Annotated in this window: 14 protein-coding genes; 10 read left to right on the forward strand and 4 right to left on the reverse strand. The window is 44.9% G+C overall.

Annotated features, from left to right (window positions below; genetic code table 11):
• Positions 1-114 precede the first annotated feature (114 nt).
• Positions 115-300 (reverse strand): DUF3545 family protein, encoded by a 186-nt coding sequence (locus OH459_RS21585; protein ID WP_005447876.1) that lies wholly within the window; start codon positions 298-300, stop codon positions 115-117.
• A 722-nt stretch (positions 301-1022) separates the two neighbouring features.
• Between OH459_RS21585 and OH459_RS21590 the strand changes: the two genes are divergently transcribed.
• From OH459_RS21590 to OH459_RS21600, 3 genes are all read left to right on the forward strand, one after another.
• Positions 1023-2459 carry an alanine/glycine:cation symporter family protein gene (locus OH459_RS21590; RefSeq protein ID WP_005447878.1) on the forward strand — a complete coding sequence of 479 codons (1437 nt, stop codon included), beginning with the start codon at positions 1023-1025 and terminating at the stop codon, positions 2457-2459.
• A 117-nt stretch (positions 2460-2576) separates the two neighbouring features.
• Positions 2577-3353, forward strand: coding sequence for a peroxide stress protein YaaA (gene yaaA, locus OH459_RS21595; protein WP_005447880.1), 777 nt, complete (start codon positions 2577-2579; stop codon positions 3351-3353).
• Positions 3354-3554: 201 nt separating this feature from the next.
• Positions 3555-4190 carry an alternative oxidase gene (locus OH459_RS21600; protein ID WP_005447882.1) on the forward strand — a complete coding sequence of 212 codons (636 nt, stop codon included), beginning with the start codon at positions 3555-3557 and terminating at the stop codon, positions 4188-4190.
• Positions 4191-4250: 60 nt separating this feature from the next.
• On the opposite strand, the gene srmB is transcribed toward OH459_RS21600, so the two are convergent.
• Both srmB and OH459_RS21610 read right to left on the reverse strand, forming a co-directional pair.
• Positions 4251-5474 carry an ATP-dependent RNA helicase SrmB gene (srmB, locus tag OH459_RS21605; RefSeq protein WP_005447883.1) on the reverse strand — a complete coding sequence of 408 codons (1224 nt, stop codon included), beginning with the start codon at positions 5472-5474 and terminating at the stop codon, positions 4251-4253.
• 107 nt (positions 5475-5581) lie between these two features.
• Entirely contained in the window at positions 5582-6301 is a 720-nt protein-coding gene (locus tag OH459_RS21610; protein WP_009700497.1) for a tRNA1(Val) (adenine(37)-N6)-methyltransferase, read from the reverse strand.
• Positions 6302-6631: 330 nt separating this feature from the next.
• On the opposite strand from OH459_RS21610, the gene brnQ reads away from it, so the two are divergent.
• On the forward strand, positions 6632-7945 hold the full coding sequence (brnQ, locus tag OH459_RS21615; protein ID WP_009697628.1) for a branched-chain amino acid transport system II carrier protein: 1314 nt from the start codon (positions 6632-6634) through the stop codon (positions 7943-7945).
• 92 nt (positions 7946-8037) lie between these two features.
• On the opposite strand, the gene fldB is transcribed toward brnQ, so the two are convergent.
• On the reverse strand, positions 8038-8556 hold the full coding sequence (gene fldB / locus OH459_RS21620; RefSeq protein ID WP_269988678.1) for a flavodoxin FldB: 519 nt from the start codon (positions 8554-8556) through the stop codon (positions 8038-8040).
• Positions 8557-8714: 158 nt separating this feature from the next.
• On the opposite strand from fldB, the gene xerD reads away from it, so the two are divergent.
• From xerD to vpsR, 6 genes are all read left to right on the forward strand, one after another.
• A complete protein-coding gene (gene xerD, locus OH459_RS21625; RefSeq protein WP_005447892.1) occupies positions 8715-9632 on the forward strand; it encodes a site-specific tyrosine recombinase XerD in 918 nt (305 codons plus the stop codon).
• Positions 9633-9693: 61 nt separating this feature from the next.
• Positions 9694-10482 carry a bifunctional protein-disulfide isomerase/oxidoreductase DsbC gene (gene dsbC, locus OH459_RS21630; RefSeq protein WP_009697631.1) on the forward strand — a complete coding sequence of 263 codons (789 nt, stop codon included), beginning with the start codon at positions 9694-9696 and terminating at the stop codon, positions 10480-10482.
• 46 nt (positions 10483-10528) lie between these two features.
• A complete protein-coding gene (gene recJ, locus OH459_RS21635) occupies positions 10529-12268 on the forward strand; it encodes a single-stranded-DNA-specific exonuclease RecJ (RefSeq protein WP_269988680.1) in 1740 nt (579 codons plus the stop codon).
• A gap of 173 nt (positions 12269-12441) precedes the next feature.
• Positions 12442-13540 (forward strand): peptide chain release factor 2 gene (gene prfB / locus OH459_RS21640; RefSeq protein WP_100208484.1). Its coding sequence is split into 2 segments (ribosomal slippage): positions 12442-12516 and positions 12518-13540, totalling 1098 coding nucleotides; the frame shifts between segments, so codons are not numbered across the junction.
• A 34-nt stretch (positions 13541-13574) separates the two neighbouring features.
• Positions 13575-15092: a lysine--tRNA ligase gene (gene lysS / locus OH459_RS21645; RefSeq protein WP_005447896.1), complete on the forward strand. Its 1518-nt coding sequence runs from the start codon at positions 13575-13577 to the stop codon at positions 15090-15092.
• 246 nt (positions 15093-15338) lie between these two features.
• Positions 15339-16673: a cyclic-di-GMP-binding transcriptional regulator VpsR gene (gene vpsR / locus OH459_RS21650; protein WP_005447897.1), complete on the forward strand. Its 1335-nt coding sequence runs from the start codon at positions 15339-15341 to the stop codon at positions 16671-16673.
• Positions 16674-17121 lie beyond the last annotated feature (448 nt).

Genomic DNA, 17121 nt, shown 5'->3' on the forward strand with positions numbered 1-17121 from the left:
AAATTCTCAATAGATAAGAATGGGCGTCATGCCAATAAAATCAGCATGAAAATCACCCACTTTTGTCCTCTCTATAAATGACAAAAGGCACCATTGAGGTGCCTTTTGTGCGAATTATAGTTTGATGTCATCCAGAGTGATGTCGTTGCAGACATCGAGTTCGCGCAGCTCTTTGAGCAAATTGCGTCTATCGTTCATTTCTTCGATTTCTCGCCACTTACGCTTCACTGGTTTTGAGCGAGACTTGGTTGTTGAGGTAGTATCCAGACCAAATAGGTCATCGAGTTGAAAGCCTTCCATAAGCCACCTTTACCTTTTTCTATCTAAACTGTTATATCCAGTCCTTGTGGAGCTTTTTAAGTACCACAATAGGCGTGAGAATAACCATGATATATTTCGCATTTGTGTCGGTAACATGACATTTTCGCGTAAAAATACTCACAGAATCACATTTTGCACATATCTGAAGTGGACAAAAAATAAGCGAACGAACTCACGAAAACGATTAAATGAAGAGATTTGGTATGTTAATTCGAAGGGCTCATTTTACTCAATTTTTGAATACTAAGGTTGCATAGCACCGCTTTGATTAAAATGTATCCAATCGTAACAAAGCGGAGTAAGAAATTTTTCTCAGATACCTTGTGATAACTAGCCTCATCAAAAATAAATGGTATTGCGTTTTGTTAATGATGGAAGGGCTATTTATGTTGAGATTTGATAAACAAGATGTTGCTGTTTGTGAGCGTTAAGTTTTCCTTTTATGTTAACTTTTGGTGACTTTCTAGTGAAAAATAACAAGGTTATTTTACTTGTTGCATATTGATTTTTGCTTTTCGAGGCTGCATTATCCGCCCGTCAAAAAATACGCTGGTACGTAAAATGGATGCATGAAGCGACGTTTACGATTCTAGATTGCGCAATAAACATTACTCAAAAAGCTAAGCACACTTTGACACTTAGCAGGCAATCTGGTGGATGGCTTGGAAGCAAAGACCGGCGCAACTCACTTTGAGGTACACATGACAGACTTAATCAATTTGATGAACGATCTCCTTTGGGGCTCGATTCTGGTTTATCTTCTTGTTGGTGTAGGAATCTACTTCACCGTTCGATTGGGATTCATTCAATTCCGTCATTTCGGCCACATGTTCTCTGTTCTGAAGAACAGCCGTAAAGCAGACAAAGCTGGTATTTCTTCTTTCCAAGCGCTTTGTACTAGTCTTGCTGCACGTGTAGGTACAGGTAACATGGCGGGTGTTGCTGTTGCTTTGACAGCAGGTGGTCCTGGTGCAATCTTCTGGATGTGGTTGATTGCAATGCTTGGTATGGCGACGTCGTTTGCGGAAAGTACGCTAGCGCAGCTATACAAAACCAAAGATGATGATGGCAACTACCGCGGTGGTCCTGCTTACTACATGGAAAAAGGTTTGGGCATGCGCTGGATGGGCGTGCTGTTCTCGATTTTCCTAATCATCGCTTTTGGTTTGGTATTCAATGCCGTTCAAGCAAACTCAATTGCAAACGCAATGAGCACTGCATTTGGTTGGAATGACCTTTATGTTGGTATTGCTGTTGTAGCACTGTCAGCCGTCGTTATCTTTGGTGGTATTAAGCGTATTGCGAAAGTAGCTGAACTGATTGTTCCAGTGATGGCACTAGCATACTTACTACTAGCGTTGTTTGTGATGTTCTCTAACCTAGACAAACTACCAGATGTGCTAATGCTTATCTTCAAGAGCGCATTTGGTCTGCAAGAAGCAGCTGCGGGTGGTCTTGGTTACGCAATCGCACAAGCGATGATCAACGGTATCAAACGCGGTCTGTTTTCGAACGAAGCTGGTATGGGTTCTGCACCAAATGCAGCAGCATCTGCAACCCCTTATCCACCGCACCCTGCATCTCAAGGTTACGTTCAGATGCTAGGCGTATTCATGGATACGATTGTTATCTGTTCTGCGACAGTGGCTATCATCCTTATGTCAGGTGAGTACGTTGGTCAAGCAACGGAAGTGACCGGTATTGAGCTAACTCAGCGTGCATTGAGCTCACAAGTTGGTGATTGGGGCAGCATCTTTGTTGCTGTTGCGATCTTCTTCTTCGCATTTACTTCGATTATTGCGAACTACTCATACGCTGAAACGAACCTAATCTTCCTAGAGCACAACCACAAAGCAGGTCTAGGCATCTTCCGTATCATTGTATTGGGTATGGTTATGTTCGGTGCGCTAGCATCACTACCTGTGGTTTGGTCACTGGCTGACGTATCAATGGGTTTGATGGCGATAGTGAACTTGGTGGCGATTCTATTGCTATCTGGTATCGTGATTAAACTGGCGAAAGACTACAACCGCCAGCTAAGCGAAGGTAAAGTGCCGACGTTTGATGCAAATGACTTCCCTGAGCTGAAGTCTCAGCTAGAAGATGGCATTTGGGACAACACGAAAAAAGAAGACTAAGTGATGTTCACTGCCAATCATTGTTGAAAGCTATCAACACGATTCAAAAAGCCATGCAGACAATGCATGGCTTTTTTTGTACTCTAAATGGAAAATAGAATTAGGGAAGTTAAAGTCATGCTCATCGTAGTTTCTCCAGCTAAAACGCTCGATTACGAATCACCACTCGCGACCGAGAAGTTTACTCAACCTGACTTGGTTAGCTATTCAAAAGCGCTGATCGAGGTATGCCGTAAATTAACACCTGCCGATGTTGCATCACTGATGAAAGTGAGCGACAAAATCGCTGATTTGAACGTTGGTCGTTTCCAAGAGTGGAGTGAAACTTTCACCACAGATAATGCACGCCAAGCCATTTTGGCATTTAAAGGCGATGTGTACACAGGTCTTGAAGCGGAAACCCTTTCTGACGCTGATTTTGACTACGCTCAAGATCACCTAAGAATGCTATCTGGTCTATACGGTCTGCTTAAGCCACTCGATTTAATGCAGCCATACCGTCTTGAGATGGGCACTAAGCTGGCAAACGACAAGGGATCTAACCTTTACCAGTTCTGGGGTAATGTCATTACCGATAAGCTGAATGAAGCGATTGCTGCGCAAGGCGACAACGTATTGATTAACCTTGCATCAAATGAATATTTCAAAGCGGTGAAGCCAAAGAATTTGGATGCACAAGTGATCACGCCTATCTTCAAAGACTGTAAGAATGGTCAATATAAGGTGATCAGCTTTTACGCGAAGAAAGCGCGCGGCATGATGGCTCGCTACATCATCGAAAACCGTATCGAAAGCGTTGCTGACCTCACTAAGTTTGATGTTGCGGGTTACTACTTCGTTGAAGAAGAGTCGACACCAACAGACTTAGTGTTCAAACGAGAAGAGCAAAACTGATTGAAGTCAGTCAATCGCGAGTTGATGATTCAGCGAAATAAAGTACGCCAAAAAGCCGGATAGTTATCCGGCTTTTTTATGCCTATTCGATCTGATCTTAATCAATTTTTTTACATAAAAAGTTTATATCTTAAAAAATAGTTGAGTAATAAAGTTTAAAGTTGTATTTTAAATGCAACTTTAAAAATAAGGAGTTCTCCTATGTCAGACTTCAAGCTCACACACAAAAAAGCCTCTAAGTTATCGGAGTACGTTGCACTGCGTATTACCAAATTGCTGAAATTCACTCTGAACATCTTTTATGGCAAGAAATACGCGAAACGAGCGGTAATTCTCGAAACCATCGCAGCCGTGCCGGGTATGGTAGCTGGGATGTTCAATCACTTGAAAGCGCTACGCCGAATGAAAGATGATGAAGGCTGGATCCGAGAACTTCTCGATGAGGCTGAGAACGAGCGCATGCACCTAATGATTTTCCTCGATATTGCCAAGCCAAGTTTGGTTGAGCGTTTGTTGGTGTTGCTGGGACAAGGTGTTTTCATTGTTGTGTACAGCTTCATCTATCTGCTGTCTTCTAAAATCGCTCACCGTGTTGTTGGTTACTTCGAAGAAGAAGCGTGTAACAGCTACACTGAGTACCTAGAGAAAATTGATAGCGGGGAAGTGGAGAACGTACCAGCCCCGACTCTGGCGATTGATTACTACAAGCTGCCAACTGATGCGATGCTAAGAGATGTGATTTTGCGTATTCGAGAGGATGAAGCGGGGCACCGTGACCGTAACCATGGCTTCGCTGATGCCTATGAAGACAAAACCTTGCCTGCTCATCAACTATAGATGAAAAACAAAAAGAGCCGCGATTGCGGCTCTTTTAGATTTGAAATCAATCAGACGTGATTACTTCTTCTTAGCGGTTTTCTTTTTCGCTACTTTCTTCTTGTCGTCTTTTTTCTTTTTCTTCTTAAACACAGGTTTTTTGTGTTTAGGGCGCATCTCTTTCACGAAACGTTCTTTGATGTCTTCTTTCACGTAACGAGCAACGCGATCCATCATTGGTTGGTCGTGCGCTTCTACGATTGAGATAGCATTACCTTTCTTACCTGCACGAGCCGTACGACCAATGCGGTGAAGGTACACGTCTGCCGTGCGTGGCATATCGTAGTTGATTACGTGTGATACGTCAGGAAGGTCGATACCGCGTGCCGCTACGTCTGTCGCTAATAGCACGTTTACAGTGCCTTCACGGAAGCGAGAAATCGCGTTGTTACGACGATCTTGAGGCATTTCGCCTTGAATCCAAGAACATGGAATCTGTGCGCTCTCTAACTGGGCACGAAGCTCTGCTAAACGCTCGCGAGTTTTCAAGAATACGATAGTGCGTTCTGCTTGCTCTGTGATGATGTGTTTTAGTAGGGCAAGTTTATGCTCTGCGTCATCAGCACGATGGTACCACTGTGCGATCTTCTTACGCTCACGTAGTGGTGATTTTGCGTCGATCTCTGCTGGTTCGTTCAGTAGGTCTGCTGTGAAACCCTCTACGCCTTTGCCTTCTAGTGTTGCTGAGAACAGAAGGGTTTGTTTGCGCCAGCGACATTCGTTAGACAGACGGTCAACAGTTGGAGCAAAGCCCATGTCTAGCATGCGGTCTGCTTCATCAAGGATTAGCCATTCAATCGCACGACAGTCAAAACGTTCTGCGTCAATGTATTCACGTAGACGACCTGGTGTTGCTACCACGATATCTTGCGTCGTTGCTAGGATATCTGCGTGCTCTTGGTATTGAACACCACCAGTGATGGTGAAGATGTTTAGCTTGGTGTTTTTCGCTAAAGCACGAGCTTGATCCGCTACCTGCATCGCAAGTTCACGAGTTGGGGTTAGGATCAGAATACGTGCAGGTCCCGGTTTACGACGTGGGAAATCTTGCAGGTATTGCAGTGCTGGCAGGACGAATGCTGCCGTTTTACCAGTACCAGTTGGTGCTGACGCTAGAATGTCACGACCATCTAACGCTTGTGGAATCGCTTCTGCCTGAATTTTAGTTGGGCGTTCGTAGCCCATCTCGTCAATGGCTTCAAGTAGGTTTTGGTCTAGATCAAGTTCAGCAAAGGTTCTGATCACAATGAGTTCTCCACAAGCAAAGCTTGGTTAATGGTTCGCCACAGCAGCATAGAATATAAAAAGGTCGCACATTATAAAGTGATTGGTGACAAGGATCACATGTTATTTCACATCTTAAGATAAAACTCGCGAGTTAGCTGAGTAAAGTCGTCGCTATAACCCTCGTTTGAGTGAATGATCAAGTGCGTTTCTTGAGTATCACAAGCTTGTTTGGCTAATTCAAACAGTAAACGGTGGACTGGCTTTTTCTGTGATGGTTGCACGCGACAGATGCGCGATAAGAACCATCCTTGCTGTTTAGCCATGGCAATAAACAATTCGCCTTCTGTAATCGGCAGAACAAAACTGGCAGTACCGTCTTCTTCGAGTAGTTCATTACAGCGTTTAAGTAATGAAGCGTGTTGCAAAGTATCCGTGTGTCGAGCAGTTGCACGTTGGCTTTGCTTCGATTGCTCACCACTGTTGAAGTAGGGCGGATTACAGATGATGTGCTCGAAGCGATGTGTTGGTTCAAACTGCAATACATCGGCGTGGTGGATGTGAAGCCTGTCGGACCAAGAGGATAGGGTGAAGTTTTGCTGCGCTGCTTCTACCGCCGATGTTTCAATATCAAGAGCGGTGATCTGTGCGGCAGGAAATCGCTGTGCGCACATTAGTGCTAGCAAGCCCGTGCCTGTACCAATGTCCAAAATTTTACTCTGTGGTGAGCAATTTGCCCAAGCGCCAAGCATCACACCATCAGTGCTGACAGGCATGCCACTTTCACCGCCGTGAATCGAAAACTGCTTGAACTTGAAGTCCTTAGTCTGAAATTTTTCGCTCTTCATGATTGTTTTATTTTTACTCAATAATAGAGTTAATTTCTCTATTGTTTCTTAATTGTATAGATTGTTATCTTGTTAGTTATTAAATTGTATTTCAATTTGATCGAGATAATGAACTGGTCTCAAATCTATAGGTAGTGATATTCACTGCTTTTAAGTTGACGAACTAAATTAATATGGTGTTTTTTTCTTAAAGGTTGCCAAATGATGGGTACTTCGTCATTATGCGGCGGAAATTTATAGATTGAACCACAGGTACTCATTAACTTTGGGTATACAAAAAAGTGGTCGATGCATACACAACATTCATCAATTAGAGAAAAAGGGTTATCTGTGAAGCAGACGTTAAAACTAACAGATATTATCGCAGTAGGCTTTATGCTATTTGCGTTCTTTTTGGGTGCTGGCAACATCATTTTCCCACCACTAGCGGGTCAGCTAGCCGGTGATCACCTGATGCCAGCAATGTTCGGTTTCTTGCTAACAGCGGTAGGTCTACCTCTTATTACTATCGTTGCTATTGCTGTGGCAGGCGGCTCTTGGGATCACTTGACTCAAGATCTTCCTAAGAAAGCAGCAGTGCTGATGGCGGCGTTGATCTTCATCATCATTGGTCCTGCATTTGCTGCACCTCGTACAGGTCTTGTAGCATATGAAATGGCAGTGAAACCATTCTTCCTAGATGCCTCTCAAGCGCATCTAACATCATTCTCAATCTTGTTCTTTGCGGTGGCTATGATCTTCGCTTGGTTCCAAGGTCGTTTGATTGATTTGATTGGTAAAGTGCTAACGCCAGTTCTGTTCCTTGGTCTTATCGTTCTTGCTATTGCGGTATTCATTGACCCACAAGGCGAAATGATGGGCGCGCACGGCGAGTACCTAACTCAACCATTGACTAAGGGCTTCCTTGAAGGCTACAACACCATGGATACGTTCGCATCGTTGATGTTCGGTATGCTAATGGTGGACGCACTTCGCAGTAAAGGCATCACTGAGCGTGCAGCAACGACAAAATACCTAATCTGTGCTGGCTGTATTGCCGCTGCAGGTCTTGCGTTCGTATACATCTCATTGTTCTACCTAGGTGCGACGAGTTCAACTATTGCAGCAGGCGCAGACAACGGTGGTGCTGTGCTGAGCCAATACGTTCAGGCGCTATTTGGTCCTTACGGTCAGATTGTACTTTCAATCATCGTATTGCTTGCATGTTTGACGACGGCTATCGGTCTTATCTCTGCATGTTCAGATTTCTTCAGCTCTAAAACGAAACTGACTTACAAGCAGTGGGTTATTATCAACGGTGCGGCTTGTGCACTGATTGCAAACGTTGGTCTGTCTCAGCTAATTTCTCTATCAGTTCCGGTTCTGTTTGCGCTATACCCAGTAGCAGTAGCATTGGTTGCGCTAACGTTTGTACGTAGCAAGCTTCCAAACCCACGAGTGGCTTACCGCTCTGTACTGCTAGTATCACTGTTATTTGCATTGATTGATGCTGCAAAAGTTGCGGGTCTAGACGTGTCTGCATTCAACATGCTGCCGCTATTTGAAGTGGGCATGGGTTGGGTTCTACCAACATTTGCAGCGATTGTTTGCATGTTCTTTATTGCTAAGTCCTCACAACCAGAGTTGACTGAAGAAACTGCATAATTGCTGACTAGCAAAACAAAAAAAGCCCGGTGAAGTGATTCGCCGGGCTTTTTGTTTATCTGTTGTCTAGCAAGTGCTGGATGCCGTATGACTTAAAGTGTGTCGTGGAACTCTACTAAGACTTGCTCACACCATTTCTCGATGCGCTCATCACTGAGTTCGTACTGGGAATCTTCATCCAACGCTAAGCCGACAAATTGACTGCCATCTTCTGTCAGTGCTTTTGATGCTTCGAACTCATAGCCTTCGTTTGGCCAGTAACCAATAAACTGCGCGCCCGTTGCTTTTAGCTCGTCATGCAGTAGACCCATCGCATCAAGGTACCACTCGCCGTAGCCTTCTTGGTCTCCCAAGCCGAATAAAGCTACGACTTTGCCTTTTAGCGGTGTGGTTGCAATATCTTCCCAGATAGCGCTCCAGTCTTCTTGGATTTCACCGAAGTCCCAAGTAGAGATACCAATTAGCAGTAAATCGTAATCTGCCATCAGCGACAGCGGTGTCTCTTTCACGTTGTGAATGTCGACAAGGTCTTTACCAATGATATTGCGAATTTTCTCTGCTGCCATTTCTGTGTAGCAGGTTGTTGAGCCGTAAAAGAGTCCGATTTTCATTATATTCGTCGTTTTTTATGTTGCTGTTGTGGCAGATTCTAACCATAAATCGGGGAAGATTGCAGCGAATATCCCGCGGGAGATGATTTTTTTATGGTATTGGTTGAGCAGTTGCCTTACTCTCAATACTGTAAATATAAACAGATAAGGAAGCGTTCATGACGGCACAACAGCCTGTCAATCAACAAGATTTTGGTCTGGTTGAACAATTCTTAGATGCAATGTGGATGGAGCGTGGTCTATCGGAGAACACGTTGGCTTCCTACCGAAATGATTTAATGAAATTGCTCGCGTGGATGGAGCAACATAGCTACCGTCTAGATTTCATCAGTTTGTCTGGTCTGCAAGAGTATCAAAGTTACCTCGTTGATTTAGATTACAAGCAGACATCCCGCGCGCGTATGTTGTCAGCGATTCGTCGCTTGTTCCAATACATTCACCGTGAAAAAGTACGCGGCGATGATCCGAGTGCGCTGTTGGTCAGCCCAAAGTTGCCTCAGCGTCTGCCTAAAGACATCAGTGAAGAGCAAGTGGACGCACTGCTTGATGCGCCAGATCCTAATGATCCCGTTGAGCTGCGAGACAAAGCCATGCTTGAGCTACTCTACGCGACTGGGTTGCGTGTGACAGAGTTGGTCAGTCTGACAATGGAAAACGTCAGTTTGCGTCAAGGGGTAGTGCGCGTGACCGGTAAAGGTGGTAAAGAACGCCTCGTTCCTATGGGAGAAAACGCGGTCGATTGGATTGAAACTTTTATCCAGCAAGGTCGGTCTGCTCTATTGGGAGAGACTACGTCGGATGTGGTATTCCCAAGTAAACGTGCGAGACAAATGACCCGTCAGACCTTTTGGCACCGTATCAAGTACTACGCTGTGATAGCGGGTATTGATACTGACCAACTGTCTCCACACGTATTGCGCCATGCTTTTGCGACACACTTATTGAACTATGGCGCAGATCTCAGGGTCGTACAGATGCTGTTGGGGCATAGTGACTTATCGACAACGCAAATTTATACTCACGTGGCGACTGAACGATTGAAACAGATCCACAGTCAACACCACCCAAGAGCATAATGATGGTTTGGTTCATCCTTTGTCTCATTGGATGAAAAGATTTTATTTTAAGGTGAATTTAATGAGCGTATTACGCCGACTAACTCTGCTGACTTTACCGTTTTTCGTAACCGCTTGTGGTGCTGAAGAAAGTCAGGCAAAAACGGAAACTCCTGCACAACAAGTCGCGCCAGCGGCAAAACAGAACTTTGATGAAGCTGCGCTAAAAGCGAAGTTCTCTAAGCTGGGTGTGTCTATTCTTGATATCCAACCATCAGACGTTGCTGGACTATTAGAAATCCAAACCAATGGTGGTGTGTTGTTCGCATCAAACGATGGCAACCACTTTATTGCCGGTACACTTTACGCCATTGATGATAACGGCGGCTACAAAGACGTGATTGCTGAGCGTCAAGCACCATTGAACGCAGAGAAAATCGCGAAGTTCTCTGATAGCGTGATTGAATACAAAGCGGACAACGAGAAGTATGTGGTGACGGTATTTACCGATATCACGTGTGGTTACTGTGTACGTCTACACAGCCAGATGCAAGGTTACAACGACTTGGGTATTACTGTTCGTTACATGGCGTACCCTCGTCAAGGTGCAACAGGTCCAGTTGCTGAACAAATGGCGACAATTTGGTGTGCAGAAGATCCGAAATCAGCAATGCACAATGCAAAAGTTGAGCGCACTTTCGACAATCCAGCGAAAGATCTAAAACAGTGCAAAGAAACCATTCAAGCGCACTACAACCTAGGTCGTGAACTTGGTATTTCTGGTACGCCAGCAATCTTCCTACCAAGTGGTGAACTCGTAGGCGGTTACCTTCCACCGGCTGAACTACTAAAACGTTTAGAGCAACAATAATCCTTTAAGGAGCAGAGCCAGCGATATTCGTTGGCTCTTTTCAAACATGATAGAAATTCAACGACGTCCTGAACCGGATCTTTCTCTTCTTCCCGATTCCATTCCACCTATTCTCAAGCGCATCTACATTAACCGTGGTATCACAGATGTAGCACAGTTAGAGACTTCTGCTCGTGGCTTACATTCTTACCAACAGTTGGGTGGCATTGACCAGGCGGTTGAGTTGTTGTTCCAAGCCATTAATGAGCAAAAGTGCATTATTGTCGTTGGCGATTTTGATGCTGATGGCGCGACTAGCTCGGCGTTGTCAGTGCTTGCCCTACGTATGCTTGGCAGTAATAACGTGGACTACTTGGTGCCGAACCGCTTTGAAGATGGCTACGGCCTCAGTCCTGAAGTCGTGGACCAGGCGTTAGAGCTGGGTGCTGAGATGATTATGACGGTAGACAACGGTGTGTCGTCGATTGAAGGGGTTCGCTACGCCAAAGAAAACGGCATTACTGTACTGGTTACTGACCATCACTTACCAGGGCAAGAGCTGCCGAATGTGGATGCCATGGTGAACCCGAACCTTGACAGCTGTGCTTTCCCATCGAAAGCATTGGCAGGGGTTGGCGTTGCTTTCTATTTGATGATGGCGCTTTGTGTGTACATGCGTAAACAAAATTGGTTCGCGCAGCAAGGCATGCAAGAGCCTAAGTTGATGGAGTTGATCGACTTGGTTGCTCTCGGCACCGTCGCCGACGTTGTGCCGCTGGATGAAAATAACCGCATTCTTGTGCACCAAGGCTTGCAGCGTATTCGTGCAGGCAAAGCACGCCCGGGAATTCAAGCTCTGATTGAAGTCGCGAAGCGAGATGCTCGTCGTTTGGTTGCATCTGATTTTGGCTTTGCACTTGGTCCTCGTATTAATGCCGCAGGTCGTTTGGATGACATGTCTTTCGGTGTTGAACTACTGATGTGTAACAACATCCATGCGGCGCGTCGTATGGCGAGTGAGTTGGATGGTTTGAACCAAACCCGTAAAGAGATTGAAGAAGGGATGAAGCAAGAAGCGATGGCTTTTTGTGAGCGTCTTCAATTTGGTGAAAACAGTGAATTGCCTTACGGTTTAGCACTGTTCCAACGTGATTGGCACCAAGGTGTTATCGGTATTCTTGCTTCGCGCATTAAAGAGAAGTTCCATCGTCCTGTTATCGCCTTTGCCGATGGCGGAGAGGGGACAATTAAAGGTTCTTGTCGCTCTATTCCGGGGCTACACATGCGTGACGCGCTGGATTTCATCGATACGCAAAACCCAGGCTTGATCATCAAATTTGGTGGACACGCGATGGCGGCAGGCTTGACCATCAAAGAACAAGACTTCGAGCGCTTTAGCCGTTTGTTTGATGAAGTCGTGAAGAAAGAACTGGACGAAGCGGCGCTGAAAGGTGTGGTAATGTCGGACGGCGAGCTTAAACCCGAAGAGTTCTCGATGAATGTTGCTGAACAATTGCGCTCAGGTGGTCCTTTTGGGCAAGCGTTCCCAGAACCTATCTTTGATGGTGAGTTCAAAGTATTGCACCAGAAACTGGTCGGTGAGAAGCACCTTAAGCTGATGCTAGAACCACTTTTCAAAGGTCATCCAACAAACGTCATGATCGATGGCATTGCATTTAATGTTGACTTGCGTCGTTGGCCGGATGCATCAGTGAAAACAGTACGCCTCGCGTATAAGTTGGATGTGAATGAGTTTCGCGGCAATCAATCATTACAGTTAATGATTGATCACATTGAAGCTAAGTAGGACCTAGAAAGTCACTTCTTTTAGAGTACGGTCGCCTTTTTGTGGGGCAAAAATTTTATGACCGTGCTCTCTCTAATTGCAATCTGATTTCCCAGCCGAAATTTTCCTGTATCTCGGTCACATTTTTGAGTAGAATTTCTCGGTTAAATTCTATTCTAAAATGTTGAGCCAACATGTTTGAAATCAATCCAATTAAAAACCGTCTACAGGACGTGTCTGAGCGCACGAATGTCCTGAGGGGGTATCTTTGACTATGACGCTAAGAAAGAGCGTCTAGAAGAAGTCAACGCAGAACTTGAACAACCAGATGTATGGAACGAACCAGAACGTGCACAAGCACTAGGTAAAGAGCGTGCATCTCTTGAAGCGGTTGTTGAAACTATCGATCAACTAGAGCAAGGTGTAGAGGACGTTGAAGGTCTTCTTGAGCTTGCGGTTGAAGAAGAAGATCAAGAAACGTTTGACGAAATCGAACCAGAACTTGCTGAGTTGGAAGAGAAGCTAGAACAGCTTGAATTCCGTCGTATGTTCTCTGGTGACCATGACAGCTCTGATTGCTACATTGATTTGCAAGCTGGCTCCGGTGGTACAGAGGCACAAGACTGGACCAACATGATGCTACGTATGTACCTACGTTGGGCTGAAGCAAAAGGCTTCAAGTCTGAGGTGATCGAAGTATCGGAAGGCGAAGTTGCGGGTCTTAAGGGCGCAACAGTGAAGATCTCTGGTGAGTACGCTTACGGCTGGCTACGCACAGAAACAGGCGTTCACCGCCTAGTTCGTAAATCGCCATTCGATTCAGGCGGTCGTCGTCATACTTCATTTGCTTCTGCGTTTATCTACCCAGAGATTGATGAAAACATTGATATCGACATTAACCCATCTGACCTACGTATCGACGTTTACCGTGCGTCAGGTGCTGGTGGTCAGCACGTAAACACCACCGAATCTGCGGTTCGTATTACACACGTACCAACGAACACAGTGGTTCAGTGTCAGAATGACCGTTCTCAACATAAGAACAAAGATCAGGCAATGAAACAGCTTCGAGCGAAGCTATTTGAGCTTGAATTGCAAAAGCAAAACGCGGAAAAACAAGCTAATGAAGACGCTAAGTCTGACATTGGCTGGGGTAGCCAGATCCGTTCTTACGTATTGGATGACTCACGCATTAAAGACCTCCGTACGGGCGTTGAAAACCGTAATACTCAAGCGGTTCTTGATGGCGATCTGGACAAATTTATTGAAGCTAGCCTGAAATCAGGTCTATAAAGCTTTTCACCGACAAAAACAGGATACATCGAAAATGACTGATGCTGTTCAAAACGAAACTGTACAAGAAGAAAACAAGCTAATTGCTGAACGCCGCGCTAAACTGGATGAAATCCGAAAGAGCTGCAAAGCAAATGGCCACCCAAACGACTTCCGTCGTGACGCACTAGCGGGCGACCTTCAAAAAGAGTTCGGTGAAAAGACGAAGGAAGAGCTAGAAGAGCTTAACCACGTAGTTGCAATCGCTGGTCGTATCATGGCTAAGCGTGGTCCATTCTTAGTAATCCAAGAGACTTCTGGTCGTATTCAAGCTTACGCTGACAAAGCGGTTCAAAAAGTACTAAAAGACAAATACCAAGGTCTTGATATCGGTGACATCATCGGTGTTAAAGGTGCGCTGCACAAATCAGGTAAAGGCGACCTATACGTGAACATGGAAGAGTACGAGTTGCTAACTAAAGCACTTCGTCCACTACCAGAGAAGTTCCACGGTCTAACTGACCAAGAGATGCGTTACCGTCAACGTTACGTTGACCTAATCGTTAACGAAGATTCTCGTCAAGCGTTCGTAGTACGTTCTAAAGTAATGTCTGCAATCCGTAACTTCATGATCTCTAAACAGTTCATGGAAGTTGAAACGCCAATGATGCACGTTATCCCTGGCGGTGCGAGTGCGCGTCCATTTATCACGCACCACAACGCACTAGACATGCCAATGTACCTACGTATCGCGCCTGAGCTATACCTGAAACGTCTAGTTGTTGGTGGTTTTGATCGCGTATTCGAAATCAACCGTAACTTCCGTAACGAAGGTCTTTCTCCACGTCACAACCCAGAATTCACAATGATGGAATTCTACATGGCGTACGCGGATTACAAAGATCTTATGGACCTAACTGAAGAACTACTAAGCTCAGTCGCTCTAGAAGTTCTAGGTTCAACGTCAATGCCTTACGGTGATGACACGGTTGAGTTTGGTGGCACTTACACTCGTATGAGCATGTTTGAAGCAATCAAGCACTACAACCCAGACCACGCACAAATCCAAGCGCTAACAGAAGAAGACATTCAAAACCGTGACCTAATGGTTTCTATCGCGAAATCAGTGCACGTTGAAGTCGAACCTTTCTGGACATGTGGTCAGCTTCTTGAAGAAATCTTCGGTGAAACTGCAGAACCTAAGCTAATGCAGCCAACGTTCATCACTGGCTACCCAGCGGACATCTCTCCTCTGGCTCGTCGTAGCGATGACAACCCATTCTTCACAGACCGCTTTGAGTTCTTCATCGGTGGTCGTGAAGTAGCAAACGGCTTCTCTGAGCTTAACGATGCAGAAGACCAAGACGCGCGTTTCAAAGCACAGGTGGAAGCGAAAGAGTCTGGTGATGACGAAGCAATGTTCTACGATGCAGACTACATCACTGCACTAGAGCACGGTCTACCACCAACAGCAGGTCAAGGTATCGGTATCGACCGCCTAGTTATGCTGCTGACTAACACGCACACTATCCGTGACGTGATCCTATTCCCAGCGATGCGCCCACAAGCGTAATCTCCTCGCTGAGTAATGAAAAAACCACCTTCGGGTGGTTTTTTTGTATCTTTAATTTGAATAAATTCAACTGTTTGCATTTGATTGTATATAAGAGGTCTAAATAAGCATTCGCCAAATCTCAATCTGTTGCATAGTCTTAATATTGAGACAGACTTCAGCGCGCGTAGTCTCGATAATGTTACCCGTTCGCAAAGATGGGTTTGTGGCGCGAAATTTCTATGAACAATCAATAAGGGTTAGAGAATGGCTGGGCAGTTTAAGATGGATTCCATTCCGGGATCGCTTGTAGTAGTTGGCGGTACTTATGAACCTTGGCTTTCGGTGCTAGAGCAAGTGGGATGGAAATGTCACCAAGTGGGTGATTTACGTAAAGCCAACACATTGTTAGAAGATATTGGTCCATGTATTGGTATAGTTGACCTTAGCCATGACGAGTTCAGTCTTAATGGTTTGGCGAACTTAGTGAGTTCTCACAAGCACGTTCGTTGGTTAGCCTTCATCCGTGAATCTCAACTCGGAACTGATACCATCTGTCAGTTCATTGTGAACTTCTGTATCGACTTTTTCACGGCACCAATCCCTGATGCACAGCTATTGAGTACCATTGGTCACCAACTTGGTATGTTGAAGCTAGAGAAAAAAGTATGGCCAAGCTTTGGTAGCAGCTTAGACATGGGGCTGATCGGCGAATCTATCCCAATGAAACGTCTACGTGACCAAGTGAAACGTATCGGTCCAACCGATGTAAGTATTCTAATCTATGGTGAAAGCGGTACAGGCAAAGAAGCTGTTGCACGTGCGATTCATAAAGTATCCTCACGTTCTCACAAGCCATTCCTATCAATTAACTGTCGCGCGCTTAACGAGCAACGCTTCCAAGCCGAAGTCTTTGGCATTGATGCTGATGACGATATGGAAGCAAGTCTGCTTGAGCAGGCTGATGGTGGTACCGTGCTTTTCAACGATATCTTGACCATCTCTAAAGAACAGCAGATGAACCTTCTGCGTTTCTTGCAAGAAGGCACGATTGAAACTCGTGATGGTGCGAAAAATGTTAACGTTCGTATTCTTGCTGCTAACTCTTCTGATGTTGAAAAAGCACTGATTGATGGTGACTTCAATGAAGAGCTTTACCATTACATCAATGTGCTTCGCATTAATGTGCCAAGCTTGAAAGAACGCGCAAGTGATATCGCACTATTAGCGCGCTTCTACCTACAAGAGTTCTCAAAAGAATATAACTCGCAGGCGAAAAGCTTTTCTGAAGATGCGCTGAAAGCACTGACACGTTACTTCTGGCCAGGTAACGTGCGTGAGTTGATGAACCAAGTCAAACGTGCTGTACTGATGTCGGATAGCGTAATGATTGAAGAACATCATCTTGATCTTCCGCAACGCAATGATTCTAAACGTAGCTTGAAGTCAATTCGTGAAAAGAGCGAGCGTGATGCACTGCTTGTTGTGTTGGAATCACATTCCGGTCAGGTATCGAACGCAGCGAAAGAGCTTGGCGTATCGCGCGCAACCATGTATCGACTATTGAACAAGCATAATTTGATTTCAGAGCAGACGGTTTAATCTAATTTGAATCAGTAAGTGCTGACGAAACAACTTATCCCAAAAAGGAGTGCATATGCGCTCCTTTTTTGTGAATAGAATTCGGTTATTTATAAAACTCGATGTTTTATATATTCCTTAGTTGAATATGTTATTCAAAAAACCATATGAAACCTAATTTTAGGTCATTGGTTTGTTTTTAATCGAAAGGATAAAAATTGTTTGATAAATATCCTCCGTTGCTTACAATTTAGCCGTAACTCAAAGAGTTATACCACATCAATCACGGATTAATTTTTAGCTAGGAGGCGCAAGATGAAACATTACGTTGTTAACACCACTGCTTGCGCTGATCGTATGCCTGCTGTTCGCTCAACCTTTGATGCGACTAAACAGGATGCCACTGGCTCATTAGATTAAATTAATCCGTAACCTATCTCTTTTACTAGGCTGCGGAAAAGTAGCGGCT

The sequence above is a fragment of the Vibrio sp. MM46 genome, from assembly GCF_027587135.1.
Taxonomy (GTDB): domain Bacteria; phylum Pseudomonadota; class Gammaproteobacteria; order Enterobacterales; family Vibrionaceae; genus Vibrio; species Vibrio harveyi.